The sequence below is a fragment of the Sorangium sp. So ce176 genome (assembly GCF_051519835.1).
Taxonomy (GTDB): domain Bacteria; phylum Myxococcota_A; class Polyangia; order Polyangiales; family Polyangiaceae; genus Sorangium; species Sorangium cellulosum_G.
Genome location: NZ_CP150371.1, coordinates 11,704,093 through 11,719,723 on the forward strand (window position 1 = coordinate 11,704,093; position 15,631 = coordinate 11,719,723).

A 15,631-nucleotide genomic window follows, 5' to 3' on the forward strand; every position below is an offset into this window, starting at 1 on the left:
GGGTGTCTCTAGCTCCGGCGGTTTCCCAGGAACCCTCGGTAGACGTCGGCCGCGATGCGGGCCGAGCGCTCCCACGTGAACCTCGCCGCGGTCTCCAGGGCCGCGGCGCGCAGGCGCCGCCTCACGCCTGCGTCCAGGATAGCCTCCATGGCGCGGGCGAGATCGTCTGTCCTCGAGGGGTCGACGAGCAGCGCGCTCTCGCCGTCCTCGAGGAACTCGGTGAAGGGAGGTTGCGCAGAGCTGACCACCGGCGCGCCGGACGCCATCGCCTCGAGCAGGACGAGCCCGAACCCCTCGCGGACGGACGGGAACACGAACGCGTCGGCGAGGCGGTAGAGCGCCGGGATCAGCGCGTCCGGGAGCACGCCCGCCAGCACGAGCGGCGGCGGCGACGCGCTCGCCGGCGACGCGGCCGCCGGCGACGCGCCCGCGGGCGCGGGCCACACGCCGTTTTCCCGGGCGAGCGCCTCGAACTCGCGCTGGTAAGGCGCGTAGTCGAACAGCGTCTCTCCGCCCGCGATCACGAGCTGGGCTCCGGGCAGCCGCCGCCGCACCTCGAGGAACGCCCTGAGCAGGCCGATCGAGTTCTTGCGCGGCTCGACGCCGCCCACGGTCACGTAGAGCGGCGACCCCGTGGCGCCGAGCCGCGCCCGCAGCGCCGCCTCGTGGCCGTCCGGCGCCGGCCCGTAGCGCCGCAGGCTCACCCCGTTCGGGACGATGGCCGCGTCGACGCCGAGATCGGCCCGGAGCACCCTCCGCCACGCCTCGCTGACGGCAAGGCACGCGTCCGCCTCGCGCACGGAGCGCTCCTGGCAGGCGCGCAGGTACGGGCTGTCGTAGTCGTCGAGGTGGTGGACCGTCCGGAGGAAGTGGGGGATGCGCCCCTCGGCGCGCAGCGCCGCGAGCGCGTTCGCGCTGATGCAGTCCTGGGCGTGCCAGACGTCGTGCCGCCCCCCGAGGCGGCGCAGCCCGGTCGTGAGCTCCGCGATGCGCTGCTCCACGACGGCGTCGATCCCCGCCGGCGCGGGCGCGGCGGGCACGAGGACGTGGGGGCAGCGCGGCGCGCGGTAGAAGCCGCCCTGGTCCTTGTTGAGCGCGTAGATGCAGACCTCCACGCCGAGGTCCTGGAGCGCCTCCGCGAGCTCCACCGTGTGCACGACGCCGCCGCGCGGCTTGGTCGAGTAGGTGAGGAGCGCGACAGAGAGCGGCGCGTCATCGCGCGCGCGCGCGCCGGCGCTCGTCGCGCCGTCGGCGGCGCCCGTGATGGCGGCGGGGCTCATCGGGCCCCCTCGCTCGCGAACCCGGTGAGCGGCTCCGCGGCGAGGTCCCAGAGCGTCTCCCGCTCGCCAGAGGCCTCCAGCGTGAGCCGCCGCGAGCCGTCGACCGAGCCGACCGCCGCGCTCGCGATCCCCCGCCGCGCGAACGCCGACAGCACCTCGCCGGCGGCCTCGGGCCGCACGCTGAGCAGGAAGCCGTAGCTCGGGAACGCGAGCAGCCAGCGCGCGAGCGGCAGATCGCGCACCCCTGTCGGCCTCGGGACGGCCTCGACGTCGAGCACCGCGCCGGCGCCGGACGTCTCCAGGAGCATGAGCAGCGTCCCCGCGACGCCGCCCATGCTGATGTCCTTGCCCGCGTCGCACAGGCCCGCCTCGGCGAGGGCGGGCAGGACCTCGAGGTCGCCGCGGAGCCGCGCCGGATCCACGCCGGTCGACGCGTTCCAGAACGGGTGCTCCGCGTGCATCTGGCCGCGCAGGTCGATCGCCGCGACGAGCACGTCGCCGGGCCGCGCCGCGAAGCTCGTGATGAGCCGCCGCGCCCGCCCGGCGATCGCCACGGCGAGGGCGTTGTACGGGCTGCGCGCGCTCGTATGCCCTCCGACGATCGGCACGCCGTAGGCGCGCGACGCCGCGACCATGCCCTCCCAGACCGGCTCCAGCGCGCCCGCCGAGGTCCCCCAGACGACGTCGACGACGGCGATGGGCCGGCCGCCCATCGCGTGGATGTCGCTGATGTTGACCATCACGGCGCTGTAGCCCGCGAACCGCGGGTCCCCTTCGAGGAACGCCGGCCAGATCCCCTCGGCGGCGAGGAGCAGGTAGCCGTCCCCGTCCGGGATGGCCGCGCAGTCGTCGCCGAGCGCCACGCGTCCGCCGGCGGTGGCGTCCGCGGCGTCCGCGCCGGCCGCGCCGCCCCTGCCGGCCAGGAACCGCGCCGGGATCTGCACGTCCCGCTTCGCGAGGATGCCGAGCGCGCCGCGGAGCTGGGCTGCGAGGCCGGCGAGCATCAGCGGAACCTCTGCGCGGGCGGCGGGCGAGGCTCGTCGCCCGGCGGGTAGCTCTCGAGGTCGGCCTGCATCAGGTGGTGCGGGTGATCGCGGTAGGACCGCTCCTCGAGGGAGCGCCAGTGGATGCCCTCGAAGAACGGGACGTTGGCCACCTGGACGAGCGCGAGGAACCGCTGGCACCCCCAGCCGTGCGCCGTGGTGACCGCCTTGTGGACGAGCCCGCGGCCGACCACGCCCTGCTTGCGGTGGCCGCGCGCGACGCCGAGCCGGCCGCCGTACCACAGGCCGGGCTCCGCCTCGTAGATGCGCACCGTGCCGACGACCTCCTCGCCCTCGCGCGCCCCGGGCTGCACGGCGGCGATGGGGAACGCGGCGGCGTCCCGCTCATCCTCGTCCGTGGCCTTGAACAGCCCTTGCTCGTCGCAGAAGATGGCCCGGCGCAAGCGGAGGTACGCGAGATAGGTCTCCCTGCTCTGCACGAGCTCGAAGCTGTACGGTGGCGTCATCGAAGCTCCCCGAGGTGGATGTCCATGCCGCGCCGGCTCCCGGCGGCGCCGCGGCCTCTCCCGCCGCCTCGAAGCCCGAGAGCCCCGAGCAGGCGCCGCAGCGGGCGCAGCCCGCCTTCACGTCGGTCGAGCGCATCCCCGCTTGCGCGAGCAGCGGGCCGATGCGCGTGTAGATCGCTCGCATGAAGTCCCCCGGCGGCGGCGCGCGGTCGGCCGAGGGCGTCCCCGGGATCGGCACGAGCGGGACGACGAACGGATAGACCCCCATCGCGATGAGCCGCTCGCTCGCGCCGAGCAGCGACCCGAGCGAGTCGCCGAGCCCCGCGATGAGGTAGGTCGACACCTGGCCGCGCCCGAACACGCGCACGGCCGCCTCGAACGCCTCGAAGTACCGGGCCACGCTCACCTCGGCCTTGCCCGGCATCGCGGCGGCGCGCACCTCGTCCTCGACGGCCTCGAGGTGCATGCCCAGGCTGTCGACGCCGGCCGCGCGCATCCGCTCGAACCACGCGAGATCGTCGGGCGGCTCGCACTGCGCCTGCACCGGCAGGTCGACGCGCGCCTTGATGCCGCGCGCGCAGTCGGCGAGGTGCGCCGCCCCGCGATCGGCCGATCGCGGCGTGCCGGTGGTCAGCGTCACGTGCCGCACCCCGTCGAGCCGCGCCGCCGCCTCGGCGACCTCGCCGAGCTGCTCCGGCGTCTTCTTGGCGGTCGTGCGCCCCGCCGCGAGCGACTGCCCGATCGCGCAGAAGGTGCAGGCCTTCTCGCGCTCCGCGTACCGGACGCACGTCTGGAGCACCGTCGACGCGAGGACGTCCGCGCCGTGCAGGAGCGCGATCTTGGGGTAGGGGATCCCGTCCCGCGTCGAGAGGGCGTAGAAGCGCGGCGCCTTCACGAGGGCAATCGGCGCGAGCTCCTCGCCGTCCCGCGCCACGGTGCCGGCCCCGTCGCGCCCGATCCGCGCCACGAACGGCGACGCCGCGGCCTTATCGGTGTGGATCGGGATCATCACCGTGGCGCCGCCGAGCGTCGCCGCCACGTGCTGCGTCGGCCCCGCCCCGCCGCGGCGCGAGGTCCACGCCGCGCCGCGGCCCTCGCCGGCCTCCGCGCCCGGCGCGGCGCCCGCGTCCGGGGCGCCCTCGGGGGCTTCAGCCAGCCTCAGGCCGAACGACTGGAGCTCGGTGATCAGCGTCTGGGTATCCATGGTCCACCGCCGCAGGATCGAGGGAAGAGGCCTTGGGGCTGCTCGCGCCGGGCGCGCCGAGCGTGATGGCGCGCGGTGCCGTGTCCATCCAGAGCCGCAGCACGTCGGGCCGGGCGTAGTGCCCGGCGGCGTCCATCATCCGCTTTCGCTTCGTGATCAGGGCGAAGTCGAGGTCCGCGACGGCCATCCCCTCGCCGTCGGTCACCGGCGGGCACGCGTGCATGCCCTCCGGCGTCACGATGGCCGTCATGCACCCGCCGCGCAGCGCGCCCTGCATCTGCTCGCTCGGCGCGATCTCCTGCACCTGCTCCGGCGTCAGGAAGGCCGTGGCGTTCACCACGAAGCAGCCCGACTCCAGCGCGTGGTGGCGGATCGTCACCTCCATCTGCTCGGCGAAGATCGACCCGACCAGCGAGCCGGGAAACTGGCTGCAATGAATCTGCTCGTGCTGCGCGATGAGCGCGAACCGCGCGAGCGGGTTGTAGTGCTCCCAGCAGGCGAGCGCCCCGATCCTGCCGACCGCGGTGTCCACGGTCCTGAGCCCCGAGCCGTCGCCCTGCCCCCAGATCATCCGCTCATGGTAGGTCGGCGTGAGCTTGCGCCGATGGAGCGCGAGGGTGCCGTCGCTATCGAAGACGAGCTGCGCATTGTACAGCGTCCCGTGATCGCGCTCGTTCACGCCGAGCACCACGACGACGCCGTGCGCGCGCGCGGCGGCCGCCACGGCCCGCGTCACCGGGCCGGGGACGGTGACCGCCTCGTCGTACAGGCGCATGTGCTCCTTGCCCATGGCGGGCGGCGGGAGCACGAAGGAGAAGTACGGGTAATACGGGACGAACGCCTCGGGGAAGACGCAGAGCTCGGCGCCCTCCTTCGCGGCCCTGGCGATCGCGGCGACGACGCGCTCGGTCGTCCCGTCCCTGCTGCCGAGGACGGGACTGGCCTGCACCGCGGCCGCCCTGACTCTGCGCGTTGTGTCCATCGCCGGCGCCCGGTTCAGAGCGTCCAGGAGTGGACCATGAACGCGTTTTCCCGGCGGTGGATGAGCTGGATATCGAGCACGTCGAGCGGGCTGATGGGCTTGATGCCCGGGATCAGCGCGTGCTCGCCGTGGCCGTAGAGCGCCTGCAGCGCGAACCGGCACGCGTACACCTTGCCGCCCTCCTCCATGAACCGGCCGATCTGCTGGTTGACCGCGAGGTGCCCGGAGAATGCCTCGCTGCCGAGCTTCGGAAAGCCGCGCTGCAGCCCGAGCGTGACGCCCGGCCCGTAGAGCAGGATCGATGTCTCGAACCCCTTACGCTGGAGGCGGATCGCCGTCAGCACGTTGACGAGGCCGATCGAGCCCTCGAAGGCCACCGTGTGAAAGGTAACCAGCGCCTTCTCTCCCGGCTTCGCCTTGACGTCTTCGAAGACCTTCTCCTCGTAATCGACCAGGAAGTCACCAGCGTTGTAGGCGGGATACGTCGGCTTCGGCATTGGTTACCTCTCTCCTAGAATGGATTAGTTGAGACCATAGCGATTTTCTGAGCGCAACAAAAATGCAGGCGCCCTCCTTTTTTTGATCTGGAGTCCGTCGCGGAGGAGGTGCGATTGCGGACCTCGCGTCGCCTCGCGTCGCCTCGCGTCGACGCGCGCCGCGAGCACGCCGCGCCGAGCGCTGACGCGAATCGGCGCGACTCGCGTCGATCGTTTCGAGGATATGTCCCCGGTTAAGCGAGGAGCTGTCCTCAGTGATTCCGGGATGTTTCGCGCGCCTGGCGGCGAGATGGAGTGTGGTTCGGGAAGGGGCGCGCTCGGGGGTCCGAGCGGCAAACGCAGGCACGTGGATCGAGCGCGCCGGTGCGCGGTTGCCGCAGCGAGCGCGGTTACCGCTGCTTCTTTCGTACCTTGGTGCTCTTGCCGCCCTTGGTGCTCTTGCCGCCCTTGGTGGCCTTGCCGCCCTTGGTGGCCTTGCCGCCCTTGGTGGCCTTGCTGCCCTTGGCGGTCATGGTGCTCTTGCTGCTCTTGACGCGACGTGTGCCCCGTGCGTCCGCCGCGTCTCGCCGCTGCCGGCGCGGCTTGGGCTCATCCGACGCGTCTGCGCCCGCGAGCCGCCGGCCGTAGACGGTGCGCCGCAGGATGGCCACGTCCTCGATCTGCACGAGCATCGCGTCGCCGATCGCGATGCGGTCCCCCGACCGCAGGCCGATGACGCGCAGCCCCTCGTCGTCGATCTCGTACTGATCCGGGCCGAGCGACTCCATGCGGACGAGCACGTCGACGAACGGATCCTCGATGTTGACGTAGACGCCCGTGCCCACGAGGGCGGTCACGGTCCCCTCGAAGGTGTCCCCGAGCCGCGAGCGCATGAGGAGCGCGCGGTGCAGATCGACCACCTCGCGCTCCACCTCCATCGCCTTGCGCTCGCGCTCCGACGCCGTGATCGCCGCCTCGCGCAGCCGCTCGATGGCCTCCTCGCTGCGGTCGACGCGCTCGCCGCGCAGCACCGCGCGGATCGCTCGGTGCGCGGTGATGTCCGGGTACCGCCGGATGGGCGAGGTGAAGTGCAGGTACGCGCTCGAGGCGAGGCCGAAGTGGCCCACGTTGGCGACGTCGTACACCGCCTGCTTCATCGCGCGGAGCAGGAGCATGTGCAGCACCTGCTTCTGCGGGTGCGCGTCGAGCTTCTTCAGGAACACCGACAGCTTCTTCGGGTCGGCCGCGTCCTCGGGATCGAACGCGAGCCCGAGCTCTCCGCACATCGTCGCGAAGCGCTCGAGCTTCGCCTGGTCCGGCGGCGCGTGGTACCGGAACACCGTCGGGATGCTCTGATCGACCACGAACTGCGCGCAGGTCTCGTTCGCGAGGAGCATCATCTCCTCGATGAGCTGGTAGGCCTTCATCACGCCCGGGTCGTGGCTGCGCTTCTGCACGTCGACGGGCGCGCCCGTCTCCGGATCGAGCACCACCTTCGCCTCGGGCAGGTCCAGGTCGAGCGCGCCCCGCCGCATCCGCTTGCCGCGGAGCAGCCGCGCGAGGTCCCACATCACCTGGAGGTCGTTCCTGTACGCCTCGGCCTCGGGGCTTCGCGGCGGCTCGGCGGTGAAGCCGAGCGCGCGCGCCACGCCGGGGTAGGTGAGCTTCGCGGCCGAGCGGATGTACCCCTCGATGACGCGGGCGCGCCGCACCGTCGCCGCCGCGTCGAGCTCGACCTCCACGCACAGGCAGAGCCGGATCACCCCCGGCAAGAGCGAGCAGAGGTTCGACGACAGCGCCCGCGGCAGCATCGGGATCGCCCTGTCGGGCAGGTAGATCGAGTTGCCGCGCGCGAGCGCCGCCTGGTCGAGCGCGCTGCCCGGCCGCACGTAGTGCGACACGTCGGCGATCGCGATCCAGGCGCGGTACGAGCCGTCCTCCTCGCGGGTCACCCACACCGCGTCGTCGTGGTCGCGCGCGTCCTCCGGATCGATCGTGGGCATGGGCAGGTGGGTGAGGTCGGTGCGCCCCTCGAGCGCGTCGGCCGGCACCTCGCCCCCGAACGCCTCGGCCTCGGCGATCGCCTCCGGCGCGTGCTTCTCCTCGATCCCCTCGCGCATCAGGATCTTGGCGACCTCCACGTTCGGATCGCCGGGCGCCCCGAGCACGGCCTCGATCACGCCCTCCGGGTTCTCCTCGGCCAGGTCCGGGAAGCGGGAGATCGACACGACCGCCGCGGCGCCGTCCTCGGCGTCGGCCGGCACGAGCGGCCCGCCCTTCTCGCGCGGCACGATCACGATGGGCCCGCGGACGCGCCCGTCGTCCGGCTCGAGCCAGGCGCTCTTGCCGCGGCGCCGCAGCACGCCCGCCACGCGCGCGTGGCGCCGCTTGACGACGCGGACGATCGCCCCCTCCACGCCGCGCCGCGAGCGCGCCGCGATGCGCACCGCGACCGTGTCGCCGTGGAGCGCGCCGCCCATCGCCTCGGGCGAGATGTAGACGTCCTCGGCCGCCCCGCCGAGCGACACGAAGCCGAAGCCGCGCGGGTGCACGGTGAGCGTCCCCTCGCGCTCGGCGCCGCGCGCCTCGACCTGCTGGGCGCTCACGCGGAACCGCTGGCCGGGGAGCGCGACGATGCTGCCGTCCGTCGACAGCTCCTCGAGCAGCCGCTGCAGCTTCGCGTAGCGGCTCGGCTCGAGGCCGAGGCGCTCCGCGATCTCGTTCGCGTGCAGGGCGCGCTTGAAGGAGGACAGCAGGCCGACAACGGCCTCACGGCGGCGCGCGCCGAGGCCGGTCGTCGGAGAATCTCCGCGAGATGAAGAACGCATGAAACTCGACTAGCACGAGTCTCCTCTCGCTGGCTGTCCCCGCCCGGGTCCGGTATGCCTCGATCCCACGCCACTCGAGCCGCCACGACCGATGCTGCTGAACTCGATCGCCCTGCTCCTCGCGCTGATCTTCCTCGTCGTCCTCGCCGCGAGGGGCAACCTCTTCGCGCTGCGTCCGTCCAGCGACAGACGGGCTGGGGGAGGGACATCGGACGCTCCACGGGCCGACCCCGAGGCCGCTGCGCCTTCGGCCGGAGCCAGGCAGGCCGGGCGCGCCCGGTTCTTCGTCACGCTCTTCCGGCTCGCGCTCTTCGTCGCGATGACGGCGAGCGCGGCGCTCGTTGTCGAGTACCAGAACGCGGGCGACCCGGCGTTCTGCGGCGTCGGCTCGGGCTGCTTCGCCGTCCGGGTATCGCCGTACAGCCGGCTCCTCGGCGTCCCGCTGCCGAACCTCGGCCTCGCCGCCTACACGACGCTCATCGCCGCGTCGCTGCTCGCGCGCGAGCGCTGGCACCACGTCGCCATCGCGGCGGCCTCGGCGCTCGGCGGCCTCGGCGCCACGGTGCTCCTCGGGCTGCAGGCGTTCGCGATCGGCGCGTTCTGCGCGTGGTGCATCGCGGTCGACCTCGCGGCGCTCGCCGCCGCTGTCACGTCGGCCCTCGTCGCGTGGCAGGCGTGGCGCATGCCGCGCGCGGCCTTCGACCGCGCCACCCAGGGGGGCCTGCCGACCACGACGGCGTGGGGCGCGGCCTCGGTGGCCGCGATCGGCCTGCCGTTCCTCTGGGGCAGCTACCCGGTGATCCCGCCGCTCCCGCCGGAGATCGCGGCGATGCAGGAGCCGGGCAAGGTCACGATCGTCGCCTTCACCGACTTCGAGTGCCCGTTCTGCCGCAAGCTGCACCCCGAGCTGAGCAAGATCGAGGAGGCCCACGGCGACAGGGTGCGCCACGTGCGCAAGATGATGCCGCTCCCGACCCACCCCGGCGCGCTCCCCGCGGCGAAGGCCTATATCTGCACGCCCGAGGACAGGCGCGAGCAGGCCGCGGCGCTGCTCTACAGCGCGCATCCCGGCAGGCTCACGGGAGGGCGCGTCGCGTCGGTCCTCGCGCCGCTCGGGCTCTCGACCACGGAGCTCGAGGCGTGCCTCGCCGCGCCGTCGACGCAGGCCGCGATCGACGCCGACGTCGCGCTCTATGGGCGGATGGAGGCGCGCGGGCTCCCGTTGACCTACGTCGGGCGGCGGCTCGTGGTGGGGTACAACCCCGAGCGTATCCGCGATGCGCTGCGCCGCGAGGCCGCCGGCGATCCCCTGAGCTTGCCGCTCCCGTGGCTGTTCGTCGCGCTCTTCGGCGTGGCCGCGGCCGCCGTTCTCGTGGGCGGCCGGGATCGCTCGCGCGGCGGCGCCGTGGATGACGGCGGCGGCGCGCCTCCGTCCTCCGCCTCGCCGCCCTCGTCGTTCGCGCCGTCCTCGTAGGGGCGGTCGTGAGGGTGAGGGTGAGGATTGGGGTGAGCCACATCGCGCCCGCCGCTGCCTTTCGCGGCTGGTCAGCGGGTGACAGAATAGCTCATGACTGATCATCCCGAGCTAGCTGGCAAGCTCCCCCTGGAGTTCTTCCGCCAGCTTCCCAAGACCGACCTGCACGTCCACCTCGATGGCTCGCTGCGCCTCGAGACGATCATCGAGCTCGCCCGCAGTCACCGCGTCGAGCTCCCCACGTACGAGCCGAGCGAGCTGCGCAAGGTGATGAACCTGGGGCAGAACTGCGGCTCGCTCGTCGAGTACCTCAAGGCGTTCGACATCACGCTGCGCGTCCTGCAGACGGAGGAGGCGCTCTACCGCGTCGCCTACGAGCTCGCGGAGGACGCCGCGCGCGAGAACGTCCGGTACATGGAGGTCCGCTACTCGCCGATGCTGCACACCCGCCTCGGGCTGCGCCTTACGAGCGTTGTCGAGGCGGTGCTCTCGGGGCTCAGGGCGGCGCGCGACGCGCTGGGCATCGAGAGCAACGTCATCGTCTGCGGCATCCGCAACATCTCGCCCGAGTCGTCGCTGGAGATGGCGGAGCTCGCGGTGGCCTACAAGAGCCGCGGCGTCGTCGGGTTCGACCTGGCCGGCGCCGAGTACGACCACCCGGCGAAGCACCACAAGGCCGCGTTCCAGCTCGTGCGGCAGAACAACATCAACTGCACCATCCACGCCGGCGAGGCGTACGGCCCCGAGTCGATCGCCCAGGCGCTCCACGTGTGCGGCGCGCACCGGATCGGCCACGGCTGTCGCCTGCGCGAGGACGGCGGCCTGCTCCACTACATCAACGATCACCGCATCCCGCTCGAGTGCTGCCCGTCATCGAACGTGCAGACCGGCGCCGTGCGCGATCTCGCGTCGCACCCGCTCAAGCTCTACCAGAGCCTCGGCCTGCGGGTGACGGTCAACACCGACAACCGGCTCGTCACCGACACGACGGTGTCGCACGAGCTCTGGCACTGCCACACGAAGATGGGATTCGGCCTGAAGGAGATCAAGTCGACCATCGTGGCCGGCTTCAAGAGCGCCTTCCTGCCGTTCCACATCAAGCAGGCGTACCTCCGCCGCGTGACCGAGGAGCTCGAGCGCTTCTCCGCCGACGGCACGATCCGCCCCGCCCCGCCCCCCGCGGCGCCTGGCCACGAGGTCCTCGAGGTCGCCCCGAGGGACGGGAAGGACGGCAGGCCGGCGGCCCCGGTGCCGGTCGAGGAGGCCGCCAACTGACGCGTTGGCGCGCTGGCAGGAGGCCAGGCGGCGCTCAGCCGCCCTTCCACTCGGTCCGCTGCACCACGGGGAGCTGCAGCGCGCGCTCCCGGTCCAGATCGAGCGACCCCAGGTGGATGGCGATCGGCGACTGCACCCACTTGAAGATCGATCGCGTGAACAGCGTCGCGAACTTCTCGGCCCAGGACCGCAGCGCGGCGGGGTCCTTGTCGGGGAAGAGGCTGGGGAGCGCCGCGGCCAGCTCGTCGGCGGCGAGCTTCTCCGCGCCGTAGAGGTAGAGGCACGCGTCGAGGACCTCGAACGGCATGAGCTCGGCCTCGCCCGACTGGTTCTCGGCGAGCTCCGGCCCCGCGGTGGTGGCGAGCGTCTGCTGGATCCCCTTGAACCCGAAGCGCTGCGAGAGGCGCTCGATCAGCGCGATGACCACCGTCTTCGGCAGGTTGGCGATCACGCTGAACGCCCCCTCGAGGTCGCCGCCCACGGTGGTGTAGCCGAGCGCCTTCTCGCTCATGTTCCCTGTCTGCAGGAACAGCGCGCCGCTCGTGTTCGACCAGTTCCACATGCGCCCGCCGCGGATGCGCGCCTGCACGTTCTGCTTCGTGAGCTCGGTGAGCTGCCGGTCCCCGCCCACCATCACCTGGGCGGCCTCCATCTCCCGGAGGAACGCGTCTTCGATCGGGATCACCGAGAACGACACCCCGAGATCGTCGGCGATCTGCGCCGCCGCGCCGTGCGTCGCGTCGCTGGAGTAGCGCGACGGCATGAAGAACGCGTGGAGCGAGGTCTTCATCCGGTCGCGCAGCGCCTGGCCCTCGAGACCCGGGTGGAGGAGCTGCACAGCGCGCCAGGCGACGAGCAGCGTGAGGAGCGAGTCGCGGCCGCCCGACAGCGCGAGGCCGATGCCCTTGAACGCGCCGATTTTGCGGTAGTAGTCGGCGACGCCGAGCGCGAGCACCTCGTAGAAGTCGTCGAGCAGCTCGTCGCGCGGGGAGATCGCCGGCAGCGCCGCTGACGGCAGGAACGGCGTCGTGCCGGGCGGCGGGGCGGGGTAGGCGAGGCGCGAGCGGTCCGCTGTCTTCCCGTCGACGCGGAGGACCTCCACCATGTGCGGCGAGGCGCGCCGGAACTCCTCGAGGTCGCTGCGCCAGGTGCTCGCCTCGCGGCGGCAGCGCGTCGTCCGGTCGAGGTCGACGACGGCCGCGGAGAACCCCTCGCGGAAGCGCGGCGCGTCCAGCATCGGCCGGCCGTTCTGGTTGATGAACCCGCCGCCGTCGAAGACGAGCCCGTCGTTGCCGCCGACGAGGTTCGCGTACGCGATCGTGCACTGGTTGTCCGCCGCGCGGGTCGCGATCATCTCGCGCCGGGTGCCCGTCACGCCCGCGCGGAACGGCGACGCCGAGATGTTGCAGATGATCTCCGCGCCCGCGTAGCAGCGCCGCCGCATCGGGCCGTCGGGCGACCAGATGTCCTCGCACACCTCGACCGCGATCGTCCCGAAGTCGAAGGCGAGGATGCGGTCGCCGCAGATCACGCCGTCGGCGTCGAGCTCCATGAACGGCATGCCGCGCGAGAACGTCCGCGCCTCGTAGAAGATGTTGTACGTCGGCAGCTTCTCCTTGGGGGAGAAGGCGAGCACCCGGCCGGCGTGGACGATCGCGCCGGCGTTGAAGAGGTCGCCCCCCACGCCGACGGTCACGCCGATGACGAACGCGGTGCGGAGCGCCGTCGTCTCCTCGGCGAACCGGCGGAGCTCGCGCTGCTGGCTCGCGACGAACGCCGGCCACTGCACGAGGTCCTCGGCGGCGTATCCGCCGATCACCTGCTCCGGGAAGACCGCCAGCGTGACGTCGTCGCGCGCCATGGCGTGGGCGAGCGAGAGGCACCTGTCGGTGTTCGAGCGGACGGCGCCGACGGTCGCGTTGACGTTGGCGATTCCGATCTTGACGAGTCGCATCGGGCGGCAGCCTAGCGCGGCAGCACGGCGCTGAGCAGGCCGAAGAGCTTGTCGAGCTCCCCTGGCGTCACGCGCCGCTTCGCCTTCACCCGGTCGCCCTCGGCGAAGAACCCGATCGGGTCCACCACGCGGACCGTGACGATGGCGATGCGGAACGAGGTCGTGCGCTCGACCTCGTCGTTGAGGAGCTCCGCGTCGCGGGCGGCCTGCTCGGGGCTCTCGCTCGGCCCGTCGAGCGCCACCAGGGCGCCGCCGTCCTTGGCCAGCGTCACGGTGGCCTCGAGCGACCTCAGCGTCGGCGGCACGCGGGGCGCCTCTCGCGGCCCCTTCAGGGTCCGCGCCGGATCGACCGCCACGGCGATCGCGGCCTCGTCGCCCGTCGGGTCGGGGAAGCCCCCGGTCCCGACGAAGCGCCGCGCCTCGCGCGCCCTCGCGGCCGGCAGCACCACGAGGAAGTTCGGCTCCACGGTCGCCACCACGCGGGTGTGCCCCTTGATTGTCACGCGCACCGCGGGGACGCCGAGCCCCTCCTCGCGGGAGCCCGGCGGCTGGCTGCGCGACAGCAGCGCGTCGAGCCCCGACGCCAGCCGTTCGGGCGGCACGTTGTGCTCCAGGACGATCACCGCCTCGCCGGCCGCGTCCGCGCGCGGCGCGGTGACGAAGGCGCGCTCGAGGTCCCGCTCCGGATCGAGCCCCGTGCCGCCGAGCACGGGCCCCCACAGATCGAGCGCCGCGAGCCGCGCCATGATGGGGTGGCCCCGGGTCCTCGTGGCGTAGACGAGCACCGAGACCTTCCCCCCGGCGATCGACTGCGCGATCGCCGCCGCGTTGCGCGGCTTCGGCGGCGGCGGCGTCTCCGCCTCGACCGGCGCCCCCGACGAGGCGGAGCCGCACGAGACGACGAGGAGGGCGAGGGCGATGACGAGGAGCCCGAGCGACGCCCGGCGCATCGCGGCGAAGAGCCCTTGGCGAACCGACTGCATCACCCGGGCGACGTTACCGGCACCACCTCGATCCGGCTAGCGGGGCACGCCTGACCGGCGCGCCGGCCACGCGCGGATCCGGCGAGGCGACGACGCGGGGGGCGGCGACGCGGCGATCCGCCGATGCGGCGGTCGCCTCGATGATGCGAGAAGGTGCGCAGGATCGCGGACCCCGCGAGCGTCTCGCGGCGGGGTGGCCATCCCTCTTCCTCGCGTCGGGACCTGGAGTAGGATGCGCCCCCGCGGTCACGCCGAGCTCGTGCGCCGCAAGGATCCGTGTCTCGCAACGTTGCGGCCGCGGAGCCCGACCCCTGTTGAAGAGGAGTGTCACCCATGGCGGTCCGTCCTTCCGACCTGCACGCGATCCCCCTGTTCGAGAGAATCACGGAGGACCACCTCGACGAGCTGATGATGGCGTTCCAGCGCCAGGAGGTCCCGTCGGGCCAGGTGCTCTTCGAGGCCGGGAGCGCGCCGGCGCACATGCTTCTCCTGGTCAAGGGCGAGGTCGCGCTGCTCGACGCGGGCGAGACGCGCTTCCGCCTGACCCCCATCTCGCCCATCGGCGAGCTCGGCGCGCTGACCGGCTTCCGGCGGACGACGACCGCGGTGACGACGCAGCCCTCGGAGATCTGGCGCATCGGCATCGCCGAGCTCCAGGACTTCTTCGAGGAGCACGGCGACGTCGCCTACCCCTTCTACAACAACCTGCTCAACGTCGTGGCCGGCAAGATCCGGCGCGACGCGCGGCGGATCGAGGAGGTGCGCGCGAACCTCATCCGCACGCAGAAGGCGATGAAGCGGCTGCTCGAGCTCGTGCTCGACAGCGAGGAGACGCCGCTGAGCAAGGTCATCTGCTCGACGCTCGAGGATCTCATCGAGAAGAACCGGCGCTCCCACTACATGGTCGAGCCGGCCCACACGCTGAAGAGCTCCGTCCGCCTGGACAACGGCGCCCTCGTTCCGGTCGTCGAGCTCTCCGACGGCTGCATGCGCCTCGCCGGCCTGCGCGACGCCGCGAAGGGCGCGCACTGGAGCGGCGTGCTCGTCCTGCCCGCGCGCGAGATCCCGGTGAGCGGGACGATCGACGCGGTCGACGACAACGGCGCGCTGGTGAAGCTCGACCTCTTGATCGACGAGTACGCCGCCGCGCTCCAGGACTACCTGACGCGCCTCCAGATGCTGGATTTCGTGGTCTGATCTGCAGCGCGCGCGAAGAGGGAGCCGCCCGCCGCGCGGCCTCGCGGGCCCGGCTCCCTCTTCGCGCGCGCTCAGACCGTTGCCAGGGTCGTGCCCGGTGATCTACGGTTCCAGTAGCTCCCTGACATCGCAACGCTGAGCCGAAGTGGCGGAATGGCAGACGCGGCGGATTCAAAATCCGCTGTCCGCAAGGGCTTGTGGGTTCGAGTCCCACCTTCGGTACTGATACGGATCCCTGGACGAGGCGCCCGAGCGCGCGCTTGGTCCTCTGTTCTCCCTGTCGTCGCTGTCGCCGAAAGCGCTTGTAGATCCGGGATTTCCGTGACGCGTGACGGTGCGCACGCTGGCGGGCGGGCGTCCTGGTCGCAGGACGGCGCGGCGGGGCGCGGCCGTCCGTGACGCTGGGCGAGCGTGGACGGCGCGCTCCGTCGGAACAAGGAGCCATCGGGCTGCTACGCTCGGCTCGCA

12 protein-coding genes and 1 tRNA gene are annotated in these 15,631 nt (G+C 72.4%); 4 read left to right on the plus strand and 9 right to left on the minus strand.

What is annotated here, in order from left to right:
* Positions 1-8 precede the first annotated feature (8 nt).
* From WMF42_RS44190 to rnr, 7 genes are all read right to left on the minus strand, one after another.
* Positions 9-1,280: an MSMEG_0565 family glycosyltransferase gene (locus WMF42_RS44190; RefSeq protein ID WP_437689285.1), complete on the minus strand. Its 1,272-nt coding sequence runs from the start codon at positions 1,278-1,280 to the stop codon at positions 9-11.
* Positions 1,277-2,284, minus strand: a complete 1,008-nt coding sequence (locus tag WMF42_RS44195; RefSeq protein ID WP_061605525.1) for a sll0787 family AIR synthase-like protein — start codon at positions 2,282-2,284, stop codon at positions 1,277-1,279. Before WMF42_RS44195 ends, WMF42_RS44190 begins: the two co-directional genes overlap by 4 nt.
* Positions 2,284-2,727, minus strand: a complete 444-nt coding sequence (locus tag WMF42_RS44200) for an MSMEG_0567/Sll0786 family nitrogen starvation N-acetyltransferase (RefSeq protein WP_437689287.1) — start codon at positions 2,725-2,727, stop codon at positions 2,284-2,286. The genes WMF42_RS44195 and WMF42_RS44200 overlap by 1 nt, the downstream gene beginning before the upstream one ends.
* Positions 2,669-3,994, minus strand: coding sequence for an MSMEG_0568 family radical SAM protein (locus WMF42_RS44205; protein WP_437689289.1), 1,326 nt, complete (start codon positions 3,992-3,994; stop codon positions 2,669-2,671). The genes WMF42_RS44200 and WMF42_RS44205 overlap by 59 nt, the downstream gene beginning before the upstream one ends.
* Positions 3,939-4,976, minus strand: coding sequence for a Nit6803 family nitrilase (locus WMF42_RS44210; RefSeq protein WP_061605545.1), 1,038 nt, complete (start codon positions 4,974-4,976; stop codon positions 3,939-3,941). Before WMF42_RS44210 ends, WMF42_RS44205 begins: the two co-directional genes overlap by 56 nt.
* A gap of 14 nt (positions 4,977-4,990) precedes the next feature.
* On the minus strand, positions 4,991-5,473 hold the full coding sequence (locus WMF42_RS44215) for an MSMEG_0572/Sll0783 family nitrogen starvation response protein (RefSeq protein WP_020742060.1): 483 nt from the start codon (positions 5,471-5,473) through the stop codon (positions 4,991-4,993).
* A gap of 389 nt (positions 5,474-5,862) precedes the next feature.
* Positions 5,863-8,280: a ribonuclease R gene (gene rnr, locus WMF42_RS44220; RefSeq protein WP_061605523.1), complete on the minus strand. Its 2,418-nt coding sequence runs from the start codon at positions 8,278-8,280 to the stop codon at positions 5,863-5,865.
* A 91-nt stretch (positions 8,281-8,371) separates the two neighbouring features.
* Between rnr and WMF42_RS44225 the strand changes: the two genes are divergently transcribed.
* Together WMF42_RS44225 and add are read left to right on the plus strand one after the other, a co-directional pair.
* Positions 8,372-9,754 (plus strand): vitamin K epoxide reductase family protein, encoded by a 1,383-nt coding sequence (locus WMF42_RS44225; protein WP_437689292.1) that lies wholly within the window; start codon positions 8,372-8,374, stop codon positions 9,752-9,754.
* Between the two features lie 93 nt (positions 9,755-9,847).
* Positions 9,848-11,029 carry an adenosine deaminase gene (add, locus tag WMF42_RS44230; RefSeq protein WP_061605521.1) on the plus strand — a complete coding sequence of 394 codons (1,182 nt, stop codon included), beginning with the start codon at positions 9,848-9,850 and terminating at the stop codon, positions 11,027-11,029.
* A gap of 34 nt (positions 11,030-11,063) precedes the next feature.
* Here the strand turns inward: add and nadE are convergent, their stop codons facing one another.
* The gene (gene nadE / locus WMF42_RS44235) at positions 11,064-12,983 is read right to left on the minus strand and encodes an NAD(+) synthase (RefSeq protein WP_061605520.1); all 1,920 of its coding nucleotides are present in this window, start codon (positions 12,981-12,983) and stop codon (positions 11,064-11,066) included.
* 11 nt (positions 12,984-12,994) lie between these two features.
* Positions 12,995-13,966, minus strand: coding sequence for a hypothetical protein (locus WMF42_RS44240; protein ID WP_437689294.1), 972 nt, complete (start codon positions 13,964-13,966; stop codon positions 12,995-12,997).
* Between the two features lie 333 nt (positions 13,967-14,299).
* Here WMF42_RS44240 and WMF42_RS44245 point away from each other — a divergent pair, with 333 nt between their 5' ends.
* Together WMF42_RS44245 and WMF42_RS44250 are read left to right on the plus strand one after the other, a co-directional pair.
* On the plus strand, positions 14,300-15,163 hold the full coding sequence (locus tag WMF42_RS44245) for a Crp/Fnr family transcriptional regulator (protein WP_437689296.1): 864 nt from the start codon (positions 14,300-14,302) through the stop codon (positions 15,161-15,163).
* 139 nt (positions 15,164-15,302) lie between these two features.
* Positions 15,303-15,385 (plus strand) — tRNA-Leu (locus tag WMF42_RS44250).
* Positions 15,386-15,631: the final 246 nt, after the last annotated feature.